The organism is Synechococcus sp. MVIR-18-1, assembly GCF_014279835.1.
Classification (GTDB): Bacteria; Cyanobacteriota; Cyanobacteriia; order PCC-6307; family Cyanobiaceae; genus Synechococcus_C.
This window is the reverse complement of sequence record NZ_CP047942.1, coordinates 405,597-428,385: the sequence shown is the minus strand read 5'-3', so window position 1 is coordinate 428,385 and position 22,789 is coordinate 405,597. Positions and strand designations below refer to the sequence as shown.

The following is a 22,789-nucleotide window of genomic DNA, read 5'->3' as shown; positions in this document are numbered from 1 at the left end:
GTTGCCTCGGTCTAGGAATCAAAAACCAAGACCAGCGACAAGGTAAACTCGATCTTTGAGCTTTGATCGGATCACCAAGGTGATCTGATGCTCCCTGCCCAGCTCCGCCGCTCGCGACGGGGTATACGAGAACCGGCATGCCGGCGCGATGAACAAGACCTCCGTTCCCTCCATTGATTCGATCGACCGCCAGTGGTATCTGGTAGACGCAGAGAATCAAACCCTCGGTCGCCTAGCGACTGAAGTAGCTTCTGTGCTTCGTGGAAAAAACAAAGCCAGCTTCACCCCACACCTCGACACCGGCGATTTTGTGATTGTGGTGAACGCGGACAAGATCCGAGTTTCAGGCAAGAAGCCACAGCAGAAGCTGTATCGCCGGCACTCAGGCCGTCCAGGTGGCATGAAGGTTGAAACCTTCGAGCACCTCCAGGAGCGTCTGCCAGAACGCATCGTTGAGAAAGCCATCAAAGGAATGCTTCCTCACAACGCCCTTGGCCGTCAGTTGTTCCGCAAACTTAAGGTTTATAAGGGCACCGAGCATCCCCATGCCGCCCAGCAACCCAAGACCCTCCAGCTCGACCCTGCCGCTTCCGCACAATGAGTAGCTCAAACAACACCGTCGTTTATTGGGGCACAGGGCGCCGTAAGACCTCTGTCGCTCGCGTTCGCTTGGTTCCCGGCAATGGCACGATCACCATCAACGGACGTCCTGGCGACAACTATCTGAATTACAACCCCGCCTACTTGGCTGCTGTCAAAGCACCTCTTCAGACCTTGGGGCTCAGCACCGAGTACGACGTGCTTGTCAATGTGCGTGGTGGTGGTCTGACAGGTCAGGCTGATGCCATCAAGCAAGGTGCTGCTCGTGCACTTTGCGAACTCTCTGTTGATAACCGCAAGCCACTTAAAACAGAAGGCCATCTCAGCCGAGATCCCCGTGCGAAAGAACGCCGTAAGTACGGACTGAAGAAGGCTCGTAAAGCGCCTCAGTTCTCCAAGCGCTGATTTCTACACCATCACCCACTGTTTTGTTTGCCATGCCTAAGCCCGACATTCACCCCACCTGGTATCCAGACGCGAAGGTCATTTGCAACGGCGAAGTTGTGATGACCACCGGCTCCACTCAGCCTGAAATCAATGTCGATGTGTGGAGTGGAAACCATCCCTTCTTCACAGGCACGCAGAAGATCCTCGACACCGAAGGGCGTGTGGACCGTTTCATGCGTAAATACGGGATGGGAAGTGTTGACAGCACCTCGTCTGAGAAGAAAGCTGACAAAGACGAGACTGCCAAAGAGTCCTGATTGCTTGTAGCGCCCATAAGCTCCTCTAACCCGGGAGCCCAACCTCCTCTCGCAGATTTTTTCTGCGCTTGGAGGTTTTTTAATTACTGCTCCCTGAGGGGATGGACACAACAACTCTGATCAGTCGCCTGGAAGCGGCCAGCAGCAGCTTCCACAATTTGGAACGACAGCTAGCAGATCCCGATGTGGCAGCTGATCCACAGCGGCTGGAAACGATTGCCCGTGAGCGTTCACGCCTCGAACCACTGGTGCTTGATTACGCCAGCCTTCAGAAGGTGGAAGCGGAGCAGGTTCAAGCCAAAAGTCTGCTCAAGGAAAGTCGTGGTGATGCCGCCATGGAAGAGTTGGCTCAACAAGAACTTCAAGAACTCGATCACCAGCATGCCGATCTCGTTCAAAGGATCACATTGGCTCTGTTGCCAAAAGATCCCAGAGATGAGCGCAGCGTGATGCTGGAAATCCGGGCTGGTGCTGGTGGAGATGAAGCCTGTCTTTGGGCTGGAGACTTGGCGAGAATGTATGAACGCTTCAGCAGTCGGAGGGGATGGAGCGTGAAACCGGTCAGCGCTAATGAAGCTGATTTAGGTGGCTACAAAGAATTGATTCTTTCGGTCAAAGGGGATGCCGTCTTCAGCGAACTGAAATTTGAAGCTGGAGTCCATCGGGTGCAACGGGTGCCATCAACAGAATCCCAAGGGCGCGTTCACACTTCAACGGCCACGGTTGCCGTGATGCCAGAGGCTGATCCCGTTGAAGTGCAGATCGACCCCCGCGACCTCGATATCAGCACGGCTAGGTCGGGCGGTGCTGGTGGCCAGAACGTCAACAAAGTCGAGACGGCGGTTGACCTCATGCACAAACCAACCGGCATCAGGGTGTTTTGCACCCAGGAGCGCTCGCAAATGCAAAACCGCGAACGCGCCCTTGAGATTCTGCGCGCCAAGCTCTATGAACGCCAACTCGCTGAGGCGAATGCCAGCGAAAGATCAGCAAGACGCGCCCAAGTGGGCACGGGGGATCGCAGCGAAAAAATCCGCACCTACAACGCCAAAGACAATCGAATGACAGATCACCGCCTCGGCCGAAACTTCAGTCTGGATCCCGTTTTGGAGGGGCAAATGGATGATGTCATCGACGCCTGTATCGCCGAAGAACAACGAGGCAAACTCGCCGATCTCAGCGAACAGGCTGATTGAACAGAGATCGATTAAGCACCGATCACATACTTGGCCCACTCGAGGTAGCGACCAGAGTCGATCTGGCGTACGGCTTCAAAGCTGAGACTGCTATGCGGACGCCGTGGTACACGATTTAAGGGCATCCCCGCCTCTTCAGGCGTTCGGCTTCCCTTGCGAACATTGCAGCTCAAACAAGCGGTGGTGATGTTGTCCCAACTGTCACCTCCACCACGACTGCGGGGCATGACGTGATCAATCGAAAGCTGTTCAGAGCGCGAGCCGCAGTACTGACAGCAATGGTTATCCCGCTGAAACACGTTGCGACGCGTTAGAGGAAGCTGGCGAAAAGGCACCCTTACGAACTGAACAAGGCGGATCACGGTTGGCAAATGCGTGCCTTGACGGATCAACTTGCTTTGGTCATGCTCTAACCCTTCCGCTTTACCTTTCATCAACATCACCATGGCTCGTCGCCAAGTGGTGATGTTCAGTGGCTCGTAGGAGGCGTTGAGTACGAGAACTTGGCCCATGCAAGCCCCCTCAATAACCGCCATGCTATCGAGAATCACAGGGACATCACTGTGATCTTCACTACCCTGCTCGCATGCGAGATCAGATCGCCGCCGACCGAAACACCCACTGGATTCAGAATCCAGCGGAAGCCAACCCTCGCCATCGCGCTTGGCTTGAGGTGTCGGATTCTGCGATCGAAGCCAATGCCCGTTCCCTAAAACGCCACCTTGGTCCTTCCTGTGATCTGATGGCTGTCGTCAAGGCAGACGGTTATGGCCACGGAGCAGAAACCGTGGCCAAAGCCTCTGTCCGTGGAGGAGCAACGAGCTTTGGTGTCGCAACCCTCCAAGAGGGAATCGACCTTAGGAATGCAGGGCTCGATCAACCGGTGCTTGTGTTGGGGCATCTCTCCCAACCCGATGACCTCAGAGCCTGTCTGCAATGGCGGCTGATGCCCACCCTCAGCAGCATGCGTGAGGCCTTGCTTTGTCAAAACCTGGCCGATAGCAGTGGTCGGCGTTTCCCCGTCCAACTCAAGGTGGACACAGGGATGACCCGCCTGGGATGTGACTGGAAGGAAGGCAACAGGCTGGCCGATGCAATCCAGCAGTTAGACCAGCTCAGCCTCTGTGGCGTCTACAGCCATTTGGCCTTAGCGGACGGAGAGCGGAACGGACATGCCGCCCAAGTCACCAAGCTCCAAGAAGACCGCTTCGAGAGCATCACACGCCAACTGCGTAGCCCAACACTGAAACGTCATCTCGCAAACTCAGCAGGAACCCTGCGGGATTCACGCCTTCACCATGATCTTGTACGCGTGGGGCTCGCTCTTTATGGTCACTGCCCCAGCGAACATCTCGATGGGATTCTCAATCTGGAGCCTGCGATGAGCGTTAAGGCCAAAGTGAGCCTGATCCGCGACGTCCCGAAAGGAGTTGGCGTCAGCTATGGACATCGCTTTGTCACCCAGCGACCCAGTCGTCTGGCCGTTGTCAGCATCGGCTATGCCGATGGAGTAAGCCGTTGCCTTTCGGGCCGCATCCATGCGCTACATGCTGGCCACATGCTTCCTCAAGTGGGAGCCATCACCATGGATCAGCTGATCCTTGATGCCACGGAACACAAGAGCTTGGAAAGCGGTGATGTTGTCACCTTGCTTGGCCGCGATGGCGAACAAACCATCAGCCCTAGATCCTGGGCTGAACTTGCGGATTCAATCCCCTGGGAAGTGCTCTGCAGTTTCAAACATCGCTTGCCTCGCCTAGTGATCTGAGCATTTGGCAGACCTCTTGGTACGATGGCTTTGCTGCTGGAGAGGTGGCTGAGTGGTTGAAAGCGGCTCCCTGCTAAGGAGTTACAGGAGGCAACTTCTGTCGAGGGTTCGAATCCCTCCCTCTCCGTTCTGAACAAGTTTCTACATTTGAGTCACTTCGCTTTGCGCAGAGACCTCAAGGTGTACAGATTAGTCTTTAAACACTTTAAATCACAGTAATCTAATTCCTCACGAATTGGGATCCTAAAAAACAAATTTAAAAATAAAACCACAGCAAGATAAATCCGAAATTCATTGCAATTCGCCTGGCCGAGATATATTTACAAGAAGAAAGTCTCAGCAAATCAGCATCAAAGCAAATCAGCAATCCTGACAATCTAAAGCAATTAACTAGCATCCTAAGCTTTTAAACAAAGATAAAATTTTTGACGCCACAAAGGCACTAAGACTGCTAGCCATTCACCAGTTAAGAATCCTGCCGAAAAGCGGCCAATTCCCTCGCGATTCCTGGAAGCAACTGGTTGTCATTGGCACGTTCAGCGCCCACGCTGAACACAACCAGTAGCTGTGTTGTGCCCTCAGGCTCACTCCACCACGCAGCATCATGCCTGGCCTGACTCATCCATCCAGCCTTACTCCAAAGCCTGCTATTCGCCGGCAAACCTTCCCCAAGAAAGCCATCCACTTGATTTTCAGGATCAGCGTCCCTCTCACCTTGATCTAATGAACGTGCGAGCGCTGAGCGCAAGCGATGGCAAGCCGGAGGAGAAAGCAGGCCATCGGTCATTACCGCCTCTAACAATCGAGAGACTGAGGCCGTTGTTAAAGCATTGCGGTTGCAGTTGCTCTCTCCATAAAACCTCTGTTCCCTCCCGTAGGGCCCATCTCCCCAGGTTTTCTGGCAGCAGTTCACCCGCTCAAACTCACCCCAACCAAAGTCCGACAACCACTCATTCACGAGTTGACGCTGACGCTGCCAGCTCACCCACGCTTCGCCTTGAAGATCTGGTCCACTGGAGGTGCCAGTCAGACAGTCCACCACCAATCCAGTGGCATCGTTGCTGGAGATGGCAATCATGTCGTTAACGGCACGCCGTAACTCCTCCGTTTCCAGAAGAAGGCCCTTTTGCAGCCAAGCCTCCACCGCAACGGCGTAGACCAATTTCACAACGCTGGCTGGATAGAGCGGTTTCTGATCAGCCCAGGCAGCACCAAATCCGCTCCCCGTCGACAGATTGGCTTGGTCGTAGCGCACCCAATTCACGGCAATCTGCTCGTGCAATCCAGGGCGTCCTTGGTCGGCGAAATGGTCAATCAAGCCGACGAGATGCTCCTGCATCGCCGGCTCGGCACGGTAGAACGCCATATCTCTGGCATCAGTCAATGCCGACCTTAGGCACAGCGCTCACTCCCGAACAGCTGCACAAAGGAGGCTGTTGGACCCTGAGTGCTGATGTTCAAGGTTATGCACGCAGCCATGGCAGCGGGTTAGCAACTCAAGCCTGTGCTGGCAGAGGCTTTCGAGTTCTAGATCATCCGGCCCCGAGCGCACAGCGCGTCAGAACGGCATTAATTGAGGATGGCTATCCCTGTTGGATGGCCATCGATGACCTCAACAATCAGGCTGTGGCCCGCGCCGAATGGAGCCCCCGCCTACTCGATGCAACGCACATTCAAAAGCGTCTTCCCTTGGTGCTTCGGTGGCTGAAGGACGCTGCTCAGATCCCTAATACCTACTTATGGGGGGGCACGATCGGGCCTGACCTCGATTGTTCAGGCCTCGTGCAAACCGCCTTTGCCAGCCAAAGCATCTGGTTGCCTCGAGATGCCTACCAACAAGAACGGTTTTGCAGCCCGGTGGCGGTCCGCCCCGGGAATGATCAATTGCTGCGCCCTGGAGATTTGTTGTTTTTCGGCACGGCACAGCGCTGCAACCATGTGGCCATTCACCTGGCACAAGGTCGCTACCTGCACAGTTCGGGGCAAGAGCACGGCCGCAACGGCATTGGCATCGACAGCATCCATCCCTCTGACCAAAACCCCGTGGCCTGCCACTACCGATCAGAACTTCGAGGAGCCGGCAGGGTGACGCGCTGTCATGACGGCTCAACGCTTCCGTGAAGAGATCCCTCGATGACGGCTTAAGTTGCTCGCATCGCTCCACACCTGGATGTCTCTGAGCCCAGCAGCACCCTCGAATGCGCCCGCAAACGAGGAGAGCAGTCTCGACGTATCCGTAGTGGTGCCGCTCTACAACGAAGAGGAGAGCCTGCCCGAACTGGTGGAGCAACTTCTCGGATCACTGCGGCCCACAGGGGAGCGCTTCGAGCTGGTTCTCGTCAATGATGGATCGTCTGATCAGACCGCTGCAGTGCTCGAGCAGGTCAGTCAAGAGGTCCCAGAGCTCGTTGGCGTGCTTCTGCGTAAAAACTACGGTCAAACCGCTGCGATGGCAGCGGGTTTTGATGTGGCCCGTGGCCGAGTCATCGTCAGCCTGGACGGCGATTTACAGAATGATCCAGCAGACATTCCCTTGCTCCTAGCGAAGCTGCGAGAGGGATATGACCTCGTAAGCGGTTGGCGTCATCAACGACAGGACGCCGAACTTCAGCGAAAGTTGCCATCGCGAATCGCCAACAGACTGATTGGCAGGGTCACAGGCGTGAAACTCCATGACTATGGCTGCTCCCTGAAGGCCTACGACAGGGCTGTTCTCTCCGACATGCGTCTGTATGGAGAGCTTCACCGCTTCCTGCCCGCACTGGCTTTCATTGAAGGCGCCCGAATCACTGAAGTCAAAGTGAATCACCGGGCACGGCAGTACGGCAGTAGCAAATACGGAATTGACCGCACCTTCCGCGTGCTCATGGACCTACTCACCGTGTGGTTCATGAAGCGATTCCTCACCCGTCCGATGTACGTCTTCGGATTTGCGGGATTGATTGCGATCGCGTTGAGCGTGATTTCCAGTAGTTATCTGTTGCTGATCAAGATTCAGGGAGCAGACATTGGCAATCGCCCCCTACTGACGCTGGCCGTGGTTTTGGGGTTGGCAGGAATTCAATTGTTCTGCTTTGGACTGTTGGCAGAGCTGCTCATTCGCACTTATCACGAAAGCCAAGGAAGACCGATCTATCGCATCCGCGCCACGTTGCGCGGGGGCCGCACGGGTTGAGCCGCAGCAGGAGAGTGGCCAGCACGATGACGTTCGATCGCAGCAGCTGATAACTGCACAATTCGAGCATCCGCATCTCGCAGTCCTCTCCTGAGAAGAGGCACGCAGGAACGATGCCCCCATTCAAAAGCGATTTGAATCGCTTCCAAGCGCTCATCCGGATGACCTTGGTTGAAGGAATCCCGTAATCGCTTTCTCAGAGCAATCGCTTGCGCCTCTGACGAAGGTCTCTGCCAAACCTGCTGAACATCTGCTGCATCGGCCATCGGCTCAGGAGAGGGCGCCCCGTTGTCTAAGCCACTATCCACAAGCCCAAGTTGAGCTCGATTGATGGCCGCAACCATGCCTGCATCCGTACTGCTCAAGATTGTTTTGGAGGGACGCCGCCCTAATCCCCACAAGACAAGGACCAAAACAAACGCAGCGCCACCGGCAATGAGCTGATTCATCTGAAGGAGATCGCGAAGATGAAGGATTGAACTTTTATGTCACCGTCCCGATTGAGGACGGGCCGCATCAAAGGCTTTCTATACAGTAATTAGACACCTTTTGGCGTCGCCATGACCGGAGAATTCGTCGCTGCCTGGATGCCCTCGGTGTTTGTTCCCCTTGTAGGAATCATGGGACCTGCCGTGGCTATGGCTCTGCTTTTCAATGTGATTGAAGCCACCGACTGATCTGCGGAGTCCTCTCCCCAGATCAACTCTGCCCATCGCAACCAACTCGCCTTCCCTTCCATGACAGTGACCCCCGTCGCCGACCCCACCGTCGGCAACCTGGCCACCCCTGTAAACAGCAGCTATTTCAGCAAGGCTTTCCTCAATGCCTTGCCCGCCTATCGCCCGGCTTTGTCTCCAAACCGCCGTGGTCTTGAAATTGGCATGGCCCATGGATTCTTCCTCTATGGACCCTTCACGGTGTGTGGGCCTATGCGCTTAACGGACTACGCCACCACAGCGGGGCTCTTGGCCACGATTGGATTGGTTTCGATCCTGACCATCTGTATGTCGATCTACGGCAGTGCAGGAAATGGCCCCAACGTCCAGCCCCCTGACGCCACGATCGATAATCCTCCTGCTGATCTGTTTACCAAAGCAGGCTGGGCTGAATTTGCTAGCGGCTTCTGGCTGGGCGGATGTGGCGGTGCTGCTTTCGCCTGGTTCCTCACAGGAACTGCACTGGTGGCCCCACTTGTCGACATTGCAGGAGGAGTCTGGAGCGTGGGCTAAGTCACGACAACCCAGATTTCAATCGACCATCAAAGCCCCTGTTGAGCGGAAAGTCGCTCAACAGGGGCTTTCAACTGCCAAGATCGATTTGCTTGTGCAGCAGGTGCCGCCTTGCGGTCCATCTCCCAGCCGTTTCTGCGACGGCCTGTCCTCACCGTTGTCTGCAGCCTGCTCGTTCTGTTGGCAGGACTTATATCGCTCTCTGGCTTGGGTCTAGAAGACCTACCCCAGTTGGCCCCAACGCAGGTCAGCGTGACAGCTCGCTTCCCCGCTGCGTCTCCTGATGTGGTGGAGCAGAGCGTCACCACTGTGCTGGAGCAACAACTCAATGGGCTCAGTGATCTCGACAGCATTCAGTCCACAAGCAGTGAAGGGCAATCAAGGATCAGCCTCCGCTTCAAGAAAGGCAGCCCTCAACTGAACGCGATCAAAGTCCAAAACGAAGTGAATTTGGCGCTGCGCCGATTGCCGCAAGCCGTTACTCGCCAGGGGCTCAGCGTGAATCGCTCCTCTAGCGACTTACTGATGATCCTGGGCTTTAGCCATCCTCAAGATCTCTACGTCCCAACCTTTCTCCCAGGCTGGCTGGAACAGTCGCTCAGAGAATCGCTCAGATCCATTGGAGGAGTGGGCGACATTCGTGTGTTCGGAAGCAGCGAATTGGCCTATCGCCTGTGGATGGATCCTCAAAAGCTAGAGCAAGCCAATCTCACGATTACGGATGTGAGCACAGCGCTCATTGAGCAAAACGTTCTGGCAGCGATCGGCGCTCTCGGCAGCGCACCGGCTCCAATAGGACAACTGCTCAGCCTTCCTGTCGAAGCCGACGGTCGCTTGCGCAGCCAGGACGAACTGGAAAACCTTGTGATCAAACGATTGGGCAATGGGGGACTGATTCGACTCAAAGATGTCGGCCGCGTCAGCCTTGGACAACGCAGTTATGGAAGAGCTGCGATCAATCTTCAGGGAGAACGCTCCGTTGCTGTAGGGATTTATCAAAGAGATGGAGTGAACGCCCTTGCTCTCAGTCGAAGCATTCGCCGCAATCTCGCGAAACTCGAATCTGGATTTCCGCCCGGCATCACGATGCAAACCATCGTCGATTCGGCCGACACCATCCAGGCCAATCTCGACCGCACCGTTGCGACTCTCCGCGATGCAGTCCTGCTGGTTTTAGTTGTTTTGGTGCTTTTCCTGGGGCGATGGCGATTAGCCATGGTGCCGGGGATCGCCGTACCCATTTCCTTGGTAGGCAGCTTGTTGGTGATCCGCCTCAGCGGTTCAGATATCAACAGTTTGATTCTGTTCGGGCTGATTCTTGCAACAGGCATTGTTGTGGACGACGCCATCGTCGTGAGCGAGGAGATTGCCGATCGCATCGAAAAAGGAGATCCGCCCCTAAAGGCAGCTGAAACAGCGATGCAGGAATTAGCCGGGGCAATTGTGGCCACATCCTTGGTTCTTGTAGCGGTGTTCGTTCCTGTTCTGCTGATTCCAGGGTCGATTGGTCGCCTCTACGAACCCATTGCTTTGACGATTACGGCTGCCATTGTTTTTTCCACTCTGAACGCCCTGACGTTTACACCGATGGCATCAGCAAGGGTCCTCACTCCTGGGAATGGGCGATTGCCAGGCGTGATCAGACGACTCAGCGATCGTCTCCGCAAGGCCATGCAGGGCACTGAAGTGCATTACTCACGACTGCTGCGCAAACTCTTGAATCGCCCCAATCGGGTGGGCATCGTTTTAATCATCAGCTTGATCGTCACGGGAGTTGTCCTGAGCAACACGCCTACAGCCTTTATACCCAACGAAGACCAGGGCCAAATTCGGGGGTATTTCACCTTGTCGGAAGGCGCCAGCTTGGAACGAAGCATGGCAAGCATGGATGCCATTCGCGCTGTCGTTGAACAAGAGCCACTGATCCGGTCAGGGAACTTCTATGCAGGGAGTTCGTTCGGGCAAAGCGGGGAAGACAAGGGTTCTTTTTACCTGAGATTGAAGCCGTTGCAGGAGAGAGACGGTGCAGAGCAGAGCGATCAAGCCATCAAGCGACGCCTGCAAAAAGCCCTGAATCGTTCGATTACCGATGCCAGAGTGGTGTTGATTACACCGCCAACCGTGCGTGGGTTTAGCGGCGATTCAGCCTTAAACGTTGAGCTCCTAGACCGCAGCGGCGGCCAACTGAGCCTGGTTCAATTCGAACAGGTCGCTAAAGCCTTCATTGCGAGCGCAAAGGGAACGGGCCAATTCGAACGGGTCAGCACCCGTTTTGACTCCAGCGCCCCGAGATGGCGCCTCGTCTTAGACCGGGACCAAATGGCCGCACTGAATCTCCCTTACAGAGAAACTCTGAATTCGATTGGTATGTCGATCGGCGGACGCTATCTCGATGACACCTACGCCGACGGAGAGATTCGCAGCATCTGGATTCAAATGGAAGGCAGCGACCGCAATCGCCCAGAGGACATCCAATCGCTCATGCTCCGGAACCGTGATGGGGAGCTCGTCAGCGCTGAAAGCGTGGCGCGACTTGAAAAAGTTGAAGGCACAGGATCGATTGATCATTACGCCCTCAACCGTTCCATCCGTGTGAGCGCTGTGCCAGGGAAAGGGACGAGTAGCGGGCAAGCCATCAACATCCTCGAGGCAGCAGGCGAACAAATTGGAGGAGGCAACATCGGGCTTGCTTTCACAGGCCTTGCAGAGGAAGAAAGAGTGGCCGAAGGAGTCACTTGGGCCTTCTTTGGTTTGAGCGTGGTGGTGGTCTATTTGTTACTCGCTGGTCTCTACGAGAGCTTTCTCGACCCCCTTGTGATTTTGCTGACAGTGCCACTGGCACTGCTCGGTGCGCTGATCGGAATCAAACTGCGCGGGCTCCCCCTAGACGTTTACGGCCAAATGGGCCTTCTCGTGCTCGTGAGCTTGGCAGCAAAAAATGGGATTCTGATTGTGGAGTTTGCCAATCAGAGGCTTCGCGCAGGATTGCCTCTTCGAGAGGCCATCACCGACGCTGCGGAAGAGCGCATGCGTCCCATTGTGCTGACAGCGATTACCTCTTTGGCTGGATTTCTGCCCTTGCTGCTGGCCAGCGGGACGGGTTCAGCAAGTCGAATCAGCATTGGCACAGTGGTCTTCAGCGGCTTGCTGGTCTCCACACTGCTCTCTTTATTTGTTGTTCCAGCCGTTTATTTGAGCCTTAAAGGCTGGAGGGAGAGGGCTCAAATTCGGCATTCACCAGGCAATTGAAAAACCGGTTGAAGCAAAAAACAGATAGGTTCTTTTACTAAGCCGATCGCGGCACCCCACGTGGAAGCTGCATGACAACGACCGACAAGAGGATGAGCCAAGACATGGCGCCTAGCCATTACCCCAAACGGATCGACTTCAAACTCGCTCCCTTTATGGCCAGTGATGACCGGATCGCGAGCTGGCAGATCCTGAACACCGTGGTTCCGATCATTGCAGTGGGGTTTGCGATGTCTGCGGTGACAACATCGTTCAACATCACAGCGATCGTGTTGACACCCTTGCTGTTGGTGTTGATGGTTTTGCTGCTCAGTCGCAGCTTTTCCCTAATGCATGACTGCGGACATCAGAGTCTGTTCCGTTCCAAGCGGTCGAATCGAATTGCTGCCTTCGGGTTGAGCTTGATTCACGGCATGCCACAACATCCCTGGTCGCGAGGACACGCCTTCCATCACAAACACAATGGGAATTGGGACCGTTATCGCGGACCATCCGCTCTGATCACACGCGAGCAATACGACTCACGATCTCCACGCTCTCAGTGGCTCTATCGCCTCTTGCGCCATCCATTGCTGCTCTTCCCTGGTGGATTCTTCTATCTCATCATCAAGCCAAGAGTTGCCTTACTTTTAAGCTTCTTTGAATTCGTTGGTCATTCCATCAAAAGCACCATAAAGATGGTGACGACCGGAGACTGGATATCGCCAAAAAAAGTTTGCACTAATTACAAATCCAGCTTCTTTTACACCAGTGGTGAATGTGTAGACATGATTGCTAACACAGCTGTTGTTGGAATGTTGTGGTGGTGGATCGGGAGCTCTATTGGCTATGCACACTTCTGGATCCTTTACGCCTTGATCATGAGTTGCAGTGCAGCAGTAATGATTGCTGTCTTTTTCATCCAACACAATTTCCCTGAATCTTATACAAGTGATGAAGATAATTGGAGTTATTTCCGTGGTGCTCTGTCTGGATCTTCCTTCCTACAAATGCCAGCCATTTTAAATTGGTTTACCGCCGATATCGCCTATCACCATATCCACCATCTTTCGGAGCGAATTCCCAATTACCGATTAAAAGAATGCCATGAAGCAAATATCCACCTTGTGCAGAATGTCCATAGGCTTTATTTGTCTCAGGTTAGCGATTGCTTCTCCCTCATCCTCTGGGATAGGGAACGTTTAGAGCTTGTTTCACCCTTCGCCTGAACTGAGCTCTAACTCCATGCTGTGTCGCAGTGCTGCTGGCCTAAGGCTGGCTTCCAAGAATGATAAAACCCATACAATCCATACCTCACTGATCGATAAAGTATGCATCTCGTTGAGGTCGAATCCTTGGTAGCTCCCACAGTGCATCAGGCCTCTTCTGCGCAAGCCCGTTTTTTTGATTACCGCTCCGCTGCAAACCCTCAACAGAGTGGCCTGATTGCATCGGTCCCCTTTCGCTCGTTTTCACCAGATTTTTTTGATCAAACCGGTTGTGATGTTCTTCCTCTCGATCTGAGTGAACAGCTTGGCTGCTCTGGCCCAGCCACCGGCCCTTCTCTTTGCGCCAATTTTGTGCGCCTCGACCGTGGTGAGCAACGCACCAGTGCCATTGCGACAAGTCAGCTTTTTTTCATCACGAATGGAGAAGGGGAGACACAAGCCTGTGGGCAAACGTTCCAATGGTCAAAAGGAGACATGTTGGTGCTGCCTGCCGGTGGAGACGCGATTCACACCACGCACAAAAAAGCAGGTCTGTATTGGGTGCATGATGCGCCACTCCTGCGCTACCTGGGAGTTGAACCAGCTCAAGCTCGCTTTGAGCCCAGCTTTTATAGCCATCGGGACAGCAAACGACATCTAGAAGCGATTGCGAATAGCCCCAACGGTGCTCGCGCCAACCGTGTGAGCGTTTTGCTGGGCAACAGCACTTTCCCTCAGACACGCACGATCACCCATACCCTCTGGGCCATGCTCGGAATCTTGCCCGCTGGCCAGATCCAGCGACCACACCGCCACCAATCCATCGCTCTTGATTTCGCTGTTGATTGCCAACCCGGCTGCTACACCATGATCGGCACGAAGCTTGATGCCAACGGGATGATTCTCAATGGACATCGGGAAGATTGGGTCCCGGGAGCGGCCTTCGTGACGCCACCTGGTTCTTGGCATTCTCACCACAACGAGTCCGGTGAAGATGCCTATGTGCTGCCGATTCAAGATGCGGGCCTTCACACCTATCTGCGCACGCTGGACATCGCCTTTAGCGGCGGCAATTAAACAAAAACACCCTCCTACCAGCAGACATACATCAGACCAAATAATGCACGAGGCCGAAGCTGTTCTTGGGCTTGAGGGTTTTTAAGATGTTTATCTCGCTGGATAATTGATTCACATAAAAAACCCGCCCGGGAGACCGGACGGGTGAAATCTCTGAGAAACGGCTCGTTAATCAAGCAGAGGTTTGGGCTGAATCAGCCAAACTTGCCAGAGGTGGAGGCGATCAAGAAGGCGGCGTACGTGAGGATGTACCCGATCGTGAAGTGAGCAAGACCCACAACACGAGCCTGGACGATGGAGAGAGCCACAGGCTTGTCGCGCCAGCCAACAAGGTTGGCCAGAGGAGTGCGCTGATGAGCCCAAACGATGGTCTCAATCAGCTCTTGCCAATAACCACGCCAGGAGATCAGGAACATGAATCCTGTCGCCCAAACCAGGTGACCGAACAAGAACATCCAAGACCAAACAGCCAGGTTATTGCTGCCAAATGGGTTGTAGCCATTGATCAGCTGTGAACTGTTCAGCCAGAGGTAGTCGCGGAACCAGCCCATGAGGTAGGTGCTGGACTCGTTGAACTGAGCCACGTTGCCCTGCCAAATCGCAAGATGCTTCCAGTGCCAGTAGAAGGTGACCCAACCCACTGTGTTCAGAGCCCAGAAGACAGCTAGATAGAAAGCGTCCCAGGCAGAGATGTCACAGGTACCGCCACGGCCAGGGCCGTCGCAGGGGAAGGAGTAACCGAAGTCCTTCTTGTCAGGCATCAACTTGGATCCACGTGCATCCAGAGCACCCTTCACAAGGATCAGGGTGGTGGTGTGGAGACCTAGAGCGATGGCGTGGTGAACAAGGAAGTCACCAGGGCCAATCGGCAGGAACAAGTCGTTGCTACCACGAACACCGTTGATGGCATCCATCCAACCGCCCATGTAGGCAGCGTTGGCATTGGCAGCAGCACCACCAGCGTTCGCTAAGAGAACATCGAAGCCGTAAATCGCTTTACCGGAAGCAGCCTGGACGAACTGTGCAAAGACGGGTTCAACCAAGATCTGCTTCTCAGGAGTTCCAAACGCCACAACCACGTCGTTATGGACGTAGAGGCCGAGGGTGTGGAAGCCCAGGAAAAGGGAGACCCAGCTCAGGTGACTGATGATTGCTTCTTTGTGCTCGAGCATCCGAGCCAGGACGTTGTCCTTGTTGGCTTCGGGGTCGTAATCGCGGATAAAGAAGATCGCACCGTGGGCGAAGGCACCACACATCAAGAAGATGGCGATGTACTGGTGATGGGTGTAAAGCGCTGCCTGAGTCGTGTAGTCCTTCGCGATGAAGGCATACGACGGCATTGCATACATGTGCTGTGCAACCAAGCTGGTGATCACGCCAAGAGAGGCGAGAGCAAGACCAAGTTGGAAGTGCAGGCTGTTGTTGATGGTGTCGTAGAGACCTTTGTGGCCAGCACCCAAGTTTCCGGGGGTTCCGGTTGGTGGGTTGTGCGCTTCAAGGATCTCGCGAATGGAGTGACCGATTCCGAAGTTCGTCCGATACATGTGGCCGGCGATCACGAAGATCACGCCGATGGCCAAATGGTGATGGGCGATATCAGTAAGCCAAAGGGCTTCGGTCTGAGGGTGGAAGCCACCGAGGAAGGTGAGGATCGCAGTGCCTGATCCTTCAGCGGTACCAAAAACCTGACCTGTGGTGTCAGGGTTTTGGGCATACACGCCCCAATTGCCGGTAAAGAATGGACCCAGCCCAGCTGGGTGAGGCATCACGTTGAGGAAGTTATCCCAACCAACGTGCTGACCACGGGACTCAGGAATAGCCACGTGAACCAAGTGACCGGTCCATGCAATGGAGCTGAATCCGAACAGAACAGCCAGGTGGTGGTTCAGGCGGGATTCGGCGTTTTTAAACCAAGCAAGGGACGGACGGAACTTGGGCTGCAAGTGCAGCCAACCAGCGAACAGAGCCCAAGCCGACAGGATCATCATGAAGATGGATCCCTGATACAGCTCGGCATTCGAGGTCATGCCGATCGTGTAAAACCAGTGATAGAGACCTGAATAGGCAATATTCACTGGGGAGGATGCACCCGCTTGGGTGAAGGCGTCAATTGCGCCTTGACCGAAGTGGGGATCCCAAATTGCGTGAGCGATTGGGCGCACGTGCAGTGGGTCGGCGACCCACTGCTCGAAGTTGCCCTGCCAGGCGATATGGAACAGGTTTCCCGAAACCCAAAGGCCGATGATGGCGAGATGCCCGAAATGGGTGGAGAAGAGCTTTTGGTAAAGCTTCTCCTCCGTCATTCCGTCATGGCTCTCGAAGTCGTGAGCCGTGGCGATCCCGTACCAGATGCGGCGGGTTGTCGGGTCCTGTGCCAGACCCTGGCTAAACGAAGGAAATTTCGTTGCCATTAGAGGGAAAGGTCAGGTAGGTCAGCCGACCACAAGGATGTGGGCGTGGAAGAAGGCCCATGTGGTCGCGATGCCGCCCAAGAGGTAATGAGCGACACCCACGGCACGGCCCTGGGTGATGGACAGCGCACGGGGCTGGATGGCAGGTGCCACCTTCAGCTTGTTGTGAGCCCAAACGATGGACTCAATCAATTCCTGCCAGTAGCCGCGGCCACTGAACAAGAACATCAAGCTGAAGGCCCAGACAAAGTGAGCACCAAGGAACATCAGGCCATAGGCACTGGTGTTCGAGCCGTAGCTGTTGATCACCTGCGCGGCCTGAGCCCACAGGTAGTCACGCAGCCAGCCATTAATGGTGATTGCGCTGTTGGCGAAGTTGCCATTCGTGATGTGTTGGACACTGCCATCAGCATTCACAGTTCCCCAAACATCGCTTTGCATTTTCCAGCTGAAGTGGAAAATCACGATGGACAGGGAGTTGTACATCCAGAACAGGCCTAGGAACACATGGTCCCAAGCAGACACCTGACAGGTGCCACCTCGGCCGGGTCCGTCGCAAGGGAAGCGGAAGCCCAGGTTTGCTTTATCTGGAACGAGGCGGGAGCTACGGGCATAGAGCACACCTTTGAGAAGGATCAACACAGTCACGTGAATCGTGAATGCGTGGATGTGGTGCACCATGAAGTCAGCGGTCCCAAGAGGAATCGCTGCAGCAGCAACCTTGCCACCAACGGCAATCGTGGAGCCGTTGAACACTTCGCTAACGCCAGCAAGTGCGTTAGGAGCGGTGCTACCGGCAGCTCCGGCATGCAAACCCTGGATCCACTGAGCGAACACGGGCTTCAGCTGAATCGCTGAGTCACTAAACATGTCCTGGGGACGCCCCAGAGCACGCATTGTGTCGTTGTGGATGTAGAGGCCAAAGCTATGGAAGCCCAACCAAATGCACACCCAGTTCAGGTGGCTGATCAGGGCATCGCGAGCTTTGAGCACACGATCGAGCACGTTATCCACATGCTTGGCAGGGTCGTAATCGCGAATCATGGCGATGGCTGCGTGAGCAGCAGCGCCAACGATTAGGAAACCACCGATCCACATGTGGTGGGTGAACAGTCCGATCTGAGTCGGGTAGTCAATCGCCATGTATGGATACGGAGGCATCGCATACATGTGCTGGGCCACGATGATGCTCAGCGAACCGAGCATGGCCAAGTTGACGCCCAACTGAGCATGCCAAGAGGTCGTCATGAACTCAAAGAGTCCGTCATGACCCTTGGTGGCAGGGAACAGGAGGGGATCACCCTTCTGACCTTCGAGGATCTCCTTGATGGAGTGCCCGATGCCCCAGTTCGTGCGGTACATGTGACCAGCCACGATGAACAGAACCGCAATGGCAAGGTGGTGATGAGCGATATCGCTCATCCACATGCTTCCTGTGACTGGATTAATTCCACCTTTAAAGGTCAGGAAGTCGCTGTAGGCAGCCCAATCACCAGAGAAGAAGGCACCGATACCGGCACCAAATCCTGGATAGAGCTGCGCGATCAAATCCTGGTTAAAGAATTCATGGGGCAGTGGAATGTCTGCGACAGAAGCAATGGTCTTGCCATTGAGCACCAGCGGCTGGCCGGCGTCGATGGCATCCATCAACTTGGTTGTCGGCAGAGAAACATGCAGTAGGTGACCGGTCCAGGAGAGTGAACCGAGACCGAGCAAACCTGCCAAGTGGTGGTTGAGCATCGACTCAACGTTCTGGAACCACTCGAGCTTGGGAGCTGCCTTGTGATAGTGGAAGACACCGGCATTGAGCATGAGACCGGCCATCACCAGAGCGCCGATGGCAAGCGACATCAGCTGGGTCTCATTGGTGATGCCCCATGCACGCCAGACGTGAAAGAGGCCAGAAGTGATCTGAATGCCTTGGAAACCGGCACCCATATCACCGTTGAGAATCTCCTGGCCAAACACGGGCCACACCACCTGAGCACTTGGCTTCACGTGGGTGGGATCGGCGAGCCAGCCGGAGAAGTTGGAGAAGCGGGCTCCGTGGAAGAAGGCGCCGCTTAGCCAGATGAAGATCACGGCCAAATGGCCGAAGTGAGCACTAAAGATCTTCCGAGAAACCTCTTCAAGGTCACTCGTATGACTATCGAAATCGTGAGCGTTGGCGTGGAGGTTCCAAACCCAGGTTGTGGTCTTGGGGCCTTTCGCGAGAGATCGGTCGAAATGTCCGGGCTTGCCGAACAATTCAAAGGTTGCTGGATTGTCAACCTTTTCGACTTGGCTCTTCGCGGTGCTCCCACGCTCTGGTGGGCTAATGGTCATCGAGTCGTTCCTCGAGGGACGGGATCGAGGTGGAGGGCCACCCCTCCGGAGAACCGGACAGTTCGCCGGGGCCCCGGCCATAACCCGAAGGCTTTAGCCGGGCGCCAGCTCAAGCCAGGAAAACCCTGGTCATCACTGGTGCTTTGGGCCCCAAAGAGGGGACCGCTGATTCGAGCATAGAGTCACGAGAGGGCCTAAACCATCATCGAGTTACAAAGGTTCAATCCGGTGGCGAACCAGTCTGCAACTGGGGTCTGGTTTACAGGTGGTGTCAGCGAAACCCTCCCAATAAAGATAGAAAGATATCAACAATCCTCTTATTTTCTTTCTCTAATTAATACTCAGCCAGTGCCCTGGACCTGAGAAGTGGAGCCATTCAGAATGGCAGCACATCCTTTCCGCTCCATGGATAAATCGGGCCGGCGACACGCAAGCATCCGATGGTTCGCAGCACTCTTCGTCCTGATCCTCCTATGTGGCCTGGGGCAACCCGTGCTGGCCATTCCGCCCCTGCCTTGGGCCAATCAGCGCAACGCCGGGTCCGCTCCTAATCAAGGCACGAATCTTCCCACCCAAACCCCCTCAGGCCGTCTTCGAGAAGTGGAGCCACCAGGTGCGGTTCAGCAGCTTCGTCAAGCCTTAGCCAAGCATCATCCCCAGCTCTCGCTCATCAGCCCCTTGGATGGGAGCCAACTCAAGGGCGGGCCACTCAATCTGGAATTAAAAATCGAGGATTGGCCCCTTGCGATCGACAGCGAACTCGGGCTCGGAGCCCACGTCGCGATTCAAATTGATGACCAAGCAGCTATCCGTGTAAGTGAACGAAACGGAAACCGAGTAGCGCTTGAACTCCCCCCCCTGAGTCCGGGGAGCCACAGGTTCACGGCCTATGCGGCCTATCCCTGGGGAGAAGCCGTCAAAACTCCTGGTGCCAGCTTGCATTGGTCTGTTGATCAGCTGCGGCCCCTCATAGGCACGCAGCCAAAAAGCGATGCCCCTTGGCTCGCGGTGGTGAGTCCAGCTGAGCTCGGGGGTGACAGTCCTTTGCTGCTCGATTGGTTGGTATGGAACGCTCCCCTTCAAAACCTCAGAGCTGGAGATGCTCGCTGGCGCCTACGCATCACCGTTAACGACGACAGCTTTGTAGTGGACCAACAAGATGCCCTTTGGCTCCAGGGAATCGACAACCGAAATGGGATCAACACCGTTCAGATGGAGTTGCTGAATGGGATCGGTGAATCGCTCGAGCCGATGTTCAACAACCAATTGAGAGCGGTCCCTGAGCGGCAGAGCCCAAAACCGATCTGGTTGCAATCCAGCCTCAATGACACGCAACTAGCCCGTTTGCTGGGTGAAGCCAAGCCTGAAGACTCGAGCGCAACGCAAGAGCTCGTGGGTGAAGACGACATCCTTGGACTGGAGGGCGCCGAGACCACGGCACCAAAAGAACAAGTATTGAAGAAAGAGCCCACACAAGAAAAGGCTGTGGATGAAGGGTCTGTCGATGAACCAGCCATCGATGAACACGGTATGGATGAAAAGGCTCTGGACAGAGAAGCAGAGGGAGAAGAGCTCGCTGAGCTCGAGGATTTGAAGATCAACCCAGCCAAAACAACGTCATTGCCAGAACCGGCGTCACAAGAAACAGCGATGCCAGAGAAGGGAGTGGAGACAGCAGAGGGACCCGTTTCAAAAGCAGGGACTCCTTCGGAACCCTCACCTGAACCCAGCAAGCCCGTCGCCCCGGAAGCCCAAACCCCATCAAGGGCACCGACGATCAGCATCGAACCAGAAAGAATTTCTCCAACCAGCACCCTGGGAGGATCAGCCCGGGAGCTATTGAACCCCGATGGCACCCAGCGTTGACCTCCGAAGCTCCTGTCCTGAACGACTCCTCTCCTACGTTCGCTGCCAGGCGATTGGCCCTAGGTCTGTCCTCGAGGGCCTGGCCTTTGATGCAAAGACTTCAGCAATCTGGCCTCACTGATCAACTGGCACTCACTCCCGGTGCAGCCGCCACCATTGCTGACCTAGACGGAACGTGTTTGGTGAACTCAGCTGCGATGTTGATCCAGCAGCACTGGCAAGAGGGGGGAGTGCTGATGGTGATCGGAGCCACAGGTGCCGTCACCCGTTTGATTGCTCCACTGTTGAAGGACAAAGAAAGTGACCCTGCAGTCCTGGTTCTGGATGCAGAGGGACAAAGAGTGATCCCATTGCTTGGCGGTCACCAAGCTGGTGCGGAACAATTAAGCCGGGAGATCGCCGCCACGCTTGGAGGGGAAGCGGTTCTGAGCGGAGATAGTGCTGTTTCGGGCCGTTTAGCAACCGATGTGTTCGGTCATGCTTGGGGATGGAAACGCGGCGGAACAAGCACCAGCTGGACCCAACTGATGAAGGCCCAGGCGCGTGGAGAGGGACCCCATCTCATCCAATCAATGGGGAGCAAGCTGTGGCAAAGCAGTTCGGCCGCTCAATCCAGCCAGCTCCTCGGTCTTAATGCCGAGGCAGGCAGTGCTAATTCAGACAATGCAGTCGAAGACAGTGCAATTCCAGCGCTGGAGATCAGCACATCCATCGCCCATGCGGGGGCATGCACTTGGCACCCAGCACTCCTTTGGCTTGGAATTGGCTGCGAGCGCGACACAAGCTTGAACCTTGTCCAGCGTGCCGTAAGCAGTGCCCTCGAGGAGGCGGGCCTGGCAGAGGCCGCCGTTGCAGGCATCAGCAGCATCGATCGCAAGGGCGATGAACGGGCGCTTCAAGACCTCGCACAGCTTCACCATTGGCCCTTCCGTTTGCACACAGCATCAGCATTAGATGCTGTGCCGGTGCCAACCCCATCCAAGGTGGTTGCTGCAGAGATGGGAACGGGATCGGTTGCAGAAGCAGCTGCACTACTGAGTGCCGGACCCAACGCACAACTCAAGCTGCACAAACGAATCACCCACGCCAACGACGAGGAACGCGGCGCCATCACCGTGGCGATTGCCGAAAGCATGGAGGCCCATGCACCTCAACGGGGCGAACTGCATCTCATCGGCAGTGGGCCAGGTGATCTGGCCCTCCTCACTCCTGAAGCCCGCAGTGCCCTAGCGCGCTGTCCTGCCTGGGTGGGATACGGGCTCTACCTCGACTTATTAGAACCGCTGCGCCGTCCAGATCAGATCCGGCTGGATGGGCAACTCACCATGGAAAGGGACCGCTGCCAGCAAGCTCTGAGCCTCGCTCGCCAGGGCGTTCGCGTGGCGTTGGTGTCGTCTGGCGACAGCGGGATTTATGGAATGGCCGGGCTCGCGCTTGAGCTCTGGTTGGACTTAGCAGAGGACGACCGGCCTCGCTTTGCCGTGCATCCAGGAATCTCCGCACTACAACTAGCAGCCGCAAAAGCTGGTGCACCGCTCATGCATGACTTCTGCACCGTGAGCTTGAGCGATCGCCTTACCCCATGGGACGTGATTGAACAACGACTAGAAGGTGCCGCCAAGGGCGATTTCGTCGTTGCGCTCTACAACCCCCGCTCCAAAGGACGTGATTGGCAGCTGCAACGTGCCAAAGACATCCTGCTCACTGAACGCCCTGCCTCCACACCTGTTGTGATGGCAAGGCAATTAGGTCGACAGGAGGAACACGTCTCGTTCTGCCGGCTCGACCGCTTGCCCGTAGAAACCATTGACATGCTGACTGTTTTGGTCATCGGCAACAGCAGCAGCAGACTGGAGGGGGGGCGAATGGTGACTCCGCGCGGCTATCCAGGCGCAGAACTCAGTTGAGCGCTACTCATAGAGTCGGGATGACAGGATTCGAACCTGCGGCCCCTTCGTCCCGAACGAAGTGCGCTACCAAGCTGCGCTACATCCCGATGAGG

The 22,789-nt window shown here is 55.4% G+C and carries 19 protein-coding genes and 2 tRNA genes; 15 read left to right on the top strand and 6 right to left on the bottom strand.

From position 1 onward, the window contains the following. Positions 1–148 precede the first annotated feature (148 nt). From rplM to prfA, 4 genes are all read left to right on the top strand, one after another. Positions 149–601, top strand: a complete 453-nt coding sequence (gene rplM, locus SynMVIR181_RS02160) for a 50S ribosomal protein L13 (RefSeq protein WP_011618379.1) — start codon at positions 149–151, stop codon at positions 599–601. Next, positions 598–1,005, top strand: coding sequence for a 30S ribosomal protein S9 (rpsI, locus tag SynMVIR181_RS02155; protein ID WP_011618378.1), 408 nt, complete (start codon positions 598–600; stop codon positions 1,003–1,005). Before rplM ends, rpsI begins: the two co-directional genes overlap by 4 nt. Positions 1,006–1,037: 32 nt before the next feature. Next, positions 1,038–1,304, top strand: coding sequence for a 50S ribosomal protein L31 (gene rpmE, locus SynMVIR181_RS02150; RefSeq protein WP_186524566.1), 267 nt, complete (start codon positions 1,038–1,040; stop codon positions 1,302–1,304). 101 nt (positions 1,305–1,405) lie between these two features. Continuing rightward, positions 1,406–2,500 carry a peptide chain release factor 1 gene (gene prfA / locus SynMVIR181_RS02145; protein WP_186589830.1) on the top strand — a complete coding sequence of 365 codons (1,095 nt, stop codon included), beginning with the start codon at positions 1,406–1,408 and terminating at the stop codon, positions 2,498–2,500. A gap of 11 nt (positions 2,501–2,511) precedes the next feature. Here the strand turns inward: prfA and SynMVIR181_RS02140 are convergent, their stop codons facing one another. Next, positions 2,512–3,012 carry an HNH endonuclease gene (locus SynMVIR181_RS02140; protein ID WP_186589829.1) on the bottom strand — a complete coding sequence of 167 codons (501 nt, stop codon included), beginning with the start codon at positions 3,010–3,012 and terminating at the stop codon, positions 2,512–2,514. A gap of 74 nt (positions 3,013–3,086) precedes the next feature. On the opposite strand from SynMVIR181_RS02140, the gene alr reads away from it, so the two are divergent. Both alr and SynMVIR181_RS02130 read left to right on the top strand, forming a co-directional pair. Beyond that, entirely contained in the window at positions 3,087–4,268 is a 1,182-nt protein-coding gene (alr, locus tag SynMVIR181_RS02135) for an alanine racemase (protein ID WP_186589828.1), read from the top strand. Positions 4,269–4,306: 38 nt separating this feature from the next. After that, a tRNA-Ser gene (locus tag SynMVIR181_RS02130) sits at positions 4,307–4,395 on the top strand. A gap of 339 nt (positions 4,396–4,734) precedes the next feature. Here SynMVIR181_RS02130 and SynMVIR181_RS02125 read toward each other — a convergent pair. Further along, positions 4,735–5,634 carry a serine hydrolase gene (locus tag SynMVIR181_RS02125; RefSeq protein ID WP_186589827.1) on the bottom strand — a complete coding sequence of 300 codons (900 nt, stop codon included), beginning with the start codon at positions 5,632–5,634 and terminating at the stop codon, positions 4,735–4,737. A 17-nt stretch (positions 5,635–5,651) separates the two neighbouring features. Here SynMVIR181_RS02125 and SynMVIR181_RS02120 point away from each other — a divergent pair, with 17 nt between their 5' ends. Together SynMVIR181_RS02120 and SynMVIR181_RS02115 are read left to right on the top strand one after the other, a co-directional pair. Next, on the top strand, positions 5,652–6,389 hold the full coding sequence (locus tag SynMVIR181_RS02120; RefSeq protein WP_186589826.1) for a C40 family peptidase: 738 nt from the start codon (positions 5,652–5,654) through the stop codon (positions 6,387–6,389). 49 nt (positions 6,390–6,438) lie between these two features. Continuing rightward, complete coding sequence (locus SynMVIR181_RS02115; protein ID WP_186589825.1) at positions 6,439–7,443, top strand: glycosyltransferase family 2 protein; 1,005 nt, start codon at positions 6,439–6,441, stop codon at positions 7,441–7,443. Here SynMVIR181_RS02115 and SynMVIR181_RS02110 read toward each other — a convergent pair. Beyond that, positions 7,401–7,892, bottom strand: a complete 492-nt coding sequence (locus tag SynMVIR181_RS02110; protein ID WP_186589824.1) for a hypothetical protein — start codon at positions 7,890–7,892, stop codon at positions 7,401–7,403. The two genes, SynMVIR181_RS02115 and SynMVIR181_RS02110, sit on opposite strands and share 43 nt — an antisense overlap. A gap of 111 nt (positions 7,893–8,003) precedes the next feature. On the opposite strand from SynMVIR181_RS02110, the gene SynMVIR181_RS02105 reads away from it, so the two are divergent. From SynMVIR181_RS02105 to SynMVIR181_RS02085, 5 genes are all read left to right on the top strand, one after another. Then, the gene (locus SynMVIR181_RS02105; RefSeq protein WP_006854791.1) at positions 8,004–8,120 is read left to right on the top strand and encodes a photosystem I reaction center subunit VIII; all 117 of its coding nucleotides are present in this window, start codon (positions 8,004–8,006) and stop codon (positions 8,118–8,120) included. 60 nt (positions 8,121–8,180) lie between these two features. Next, a complete protein-coding gene (locus tag SynMVIR181_RS02100; protein WP_186524559.1) occupies positions 8,181–8,672 on the top strand; it encodes a photosystem I reaction center subunit XI in 492 nt (163 codons plus the stop codon). A gap of 111 nt (positions 8,673–8,783) precedes the next feature. Continuing rightward, entirely contained in the window at positions 8,784–11,921 is a 3,138-nt protein-coding gene (locus tag SynMVIR181_RS02095; RefSeq protein WP_186589823.1) for an efflux RND transporter permease subunit, read from the top strand. 71 nt (positions 11,922–11,992) lie between these two features. Then, positions 11,993–13,129 (top strand): fatty acid desaturase, encoded by a 1,137-nt coding sequence (locus SynMVIR181_RS02090; RefSeq protein WP_255444374.1) that lies wholly within the window; start codon positions 11,993–11,995, stop codon positions 13,127–13,129. A 102-nt stretch (positions 13,130–13,231) separates the two neighbouring features. After that, positions 13,232–14,185 (top strand): cupin, encoded by a 954-nt coding sequence (locus tag SynMVIR181_RS02085; protein WP_186589822.1) that lies wholly within the window; start codon positions 13,232–13,234, stop codon positions 14,183–14,185. 194 nt (positions 14,186–14,379) lie between these two features. On the opposite strand, the gene psaB is transcribed toward SynMVIR181_RS02085, so the two are convergent. Continuing rightward, positions 14,380–16,596 carry a photosystem I core protein PsaB gene (psaB, locus tag SynMVIR181_RS02080; protein ID WP_186524556.1) on the bottom strand — a complete coding sequence of 739 codons (2,217 nt, stop codon included), beginning with the start codon at positions 16,594–16,596 and terminating at the stop codon, positions 14,380–14,382. Positions 16,597–16,617: 21 nt separating this feature from the next. Beyond that, the gene (gene psaA / locus SynMVIR181_RS02075; RefSeq protein ID WP_186589821.1) at positions 16,618–18,921 is read right to left on the bottom strand and encodes a photosystem I core protein PsaA; all 2,304 of its coding nucleotides are present in this window, start codon (positions 18,919–18,921) and stop codon (positions 16,618–16,620) included. A 381-nt stretch (positions 18,922–19,302) separates the two neighbouring features. Between psaA and SynMVIR181_RS02070 the strand changes: the two genes are divergently transcribed. Continuing rightward, a complete protein-coding gene (locus SynMVIR181_RS02070) occupies positions 19,303–20,787 on the top strand; it encodes a hypothetical protein (protein ID WP_255444372.1) in 1,485 nt (494 codons plus the stop codon). 89 nt (positions 20,788–20,876) lie between these two features. Further along, positions 20,877–22,694, top strand: a complete 1,818-nt coding sequence (cobJ, locus tag SynMVIR181_RS02065; protein ID WP_186590448.1) for a precorrin-3B C(17)-methyltransferase — start codon at positions 20,877–20,879, stop codon at positions 22,692–22,694. 15 nt (positions 22,695–22,709) lie between these two features. Here cobJ and SynMVIR181_RS02060 read toward each other — a convergent pair. Next, positions 22,710–22,783, bottom strand: a tRNA-Pro gene (locus SynMVIR181_RS02060). Positions 22,784–22,789: the final 6 nt, after the last annotated feature.

Excerpts from the sequence above, each read along its gene's own strand:
- rplM (WP_011618379.1), top strand. The coding sequence starts at position 149 with ATGAACAAGACCTCCGTTCCCTCCATTGATTCGATCGACCGCCAGTGG.
- rpsI (WP_011618378.1), top strand. The coding sequence starts at position 598 with ATGAGTAGCTCAAACAACACCGTCGTTTATTGGGGCACAGGGCGCCGT.
- rpmE (WP_186524566.1), top strand. The coding sequence starts at position 1,038 with ATGCCTAAGCCCGACATTCACCCCACCTGGTATCCAGACGCGAAGGTC.
- prfA (WP_186589830.1), top strand. The coding sequence starts at position 1,406 with ATGGACACAACAACTCTGATCAGTCGCCTGGAAGCGGCCAGCAGCAGC.
- SynMVIR181_RS02140 (WP_186589829.1), bottom strand. The coding sequence starts at position 3,012 with ATGGGCCAAGTTCTCGTACTCAACGCCTCCTACGAGCCACTGAACATC.
- alr (WP_186589828.1), top strand. The coding sequence starts at position 3,087 with ATGCGAGATCAGATCGCCGCCGACCGAAACACCCACTGGATTCAGAAT.
- SynMVIR181_RS02125 (WP_186589827.1), bottom strand. The coding sequence starts at position 5,634 with ATGGCGTTCTACCGTGCCGAGCCGGCGATGCAGGAGCATCTCGTCGGC.
- SynMVIR181_RS02120 (WP_186589826.1), top strand. The coding sequence starts at position 5,652 with ATGCCGACCTTAGGCACAGCGCTCACTCCCGAACAGCTGCACAAAGGA.
- SynMVIR181_RS02115 (WP_186589825.1), top strand. The coding sequence starts at position 6,439 with ATGTCTCTGAGCCCAGCAGCACCCTCGAATGCGCCCGCAAACGAGGAG.
- SynMVIR181_RS02110 (WP_186589824.1), bottom strand. The coding sequence starts at position 7,892 with ATGAATCAGCTCATTGCCGGTGGCGCTGCGTTTGTTTTGGTCCTTGTC.
- SynMVIR181_RS02105 (WP_006854791.1), top strand. The coding sequence starts at position 8,004 with ATGACCGGAGAATTCGTCGCTGCCTGGATGCCCTCGGTGTTTGTTCCC.
- SynMVIR181_RS02100 (WP_186524559.1), top strand. The coding sequence starts at position 8,181 with ATGACAGTGACCCCCGTCGCCGACCCCACCGTCGGCAACCTGGCCACC.
- SynMVIR181_RS02090 (WP_255444374.1), top strand. The coding sequence starts at position 11,993 with ATGACAACGACCGACAAGAGGATGAGCCAAGACATGGCGCCTAGCCAT.
- SynMVIR181_RS02085 (WP_186589822.1), top strand. The coding sequence starts at position 13,232 with ATGCATCTCGTTGAGGTCGAATCCTTGGTAGCTCCCACAGTGCATCAG.
- psaB (WP_186524556.1), bottom strand. The coding sequence starts at position 16,596 with ATGGCAACGAAATTTCCTTCGTTTAGCCAGGGTCTGGCACAGGACCCG.
- psaA (WP_186589821.1), bottom strand. The coding sequence starts at position 18,921 with ATGACCATTAGCCCACCAGAGCGTGGGAGCACCGCGAAGAGCCAAGTC.
- SynMVIR181_RS02070 (WP_255444372.1), top strand. The coding sequence starts at position 19,303 with ATGGCAGCACATCCTTTCCGCTCCATGGATAAATCGGGCCGGCGACAC.
- cobJ (WP_186590448.1), top strand. The coding sequence starts at position 20,877 with ATGCAAAGACTTCAGCAATCTGGCCTCACTGATCAACTGGCACTCACT.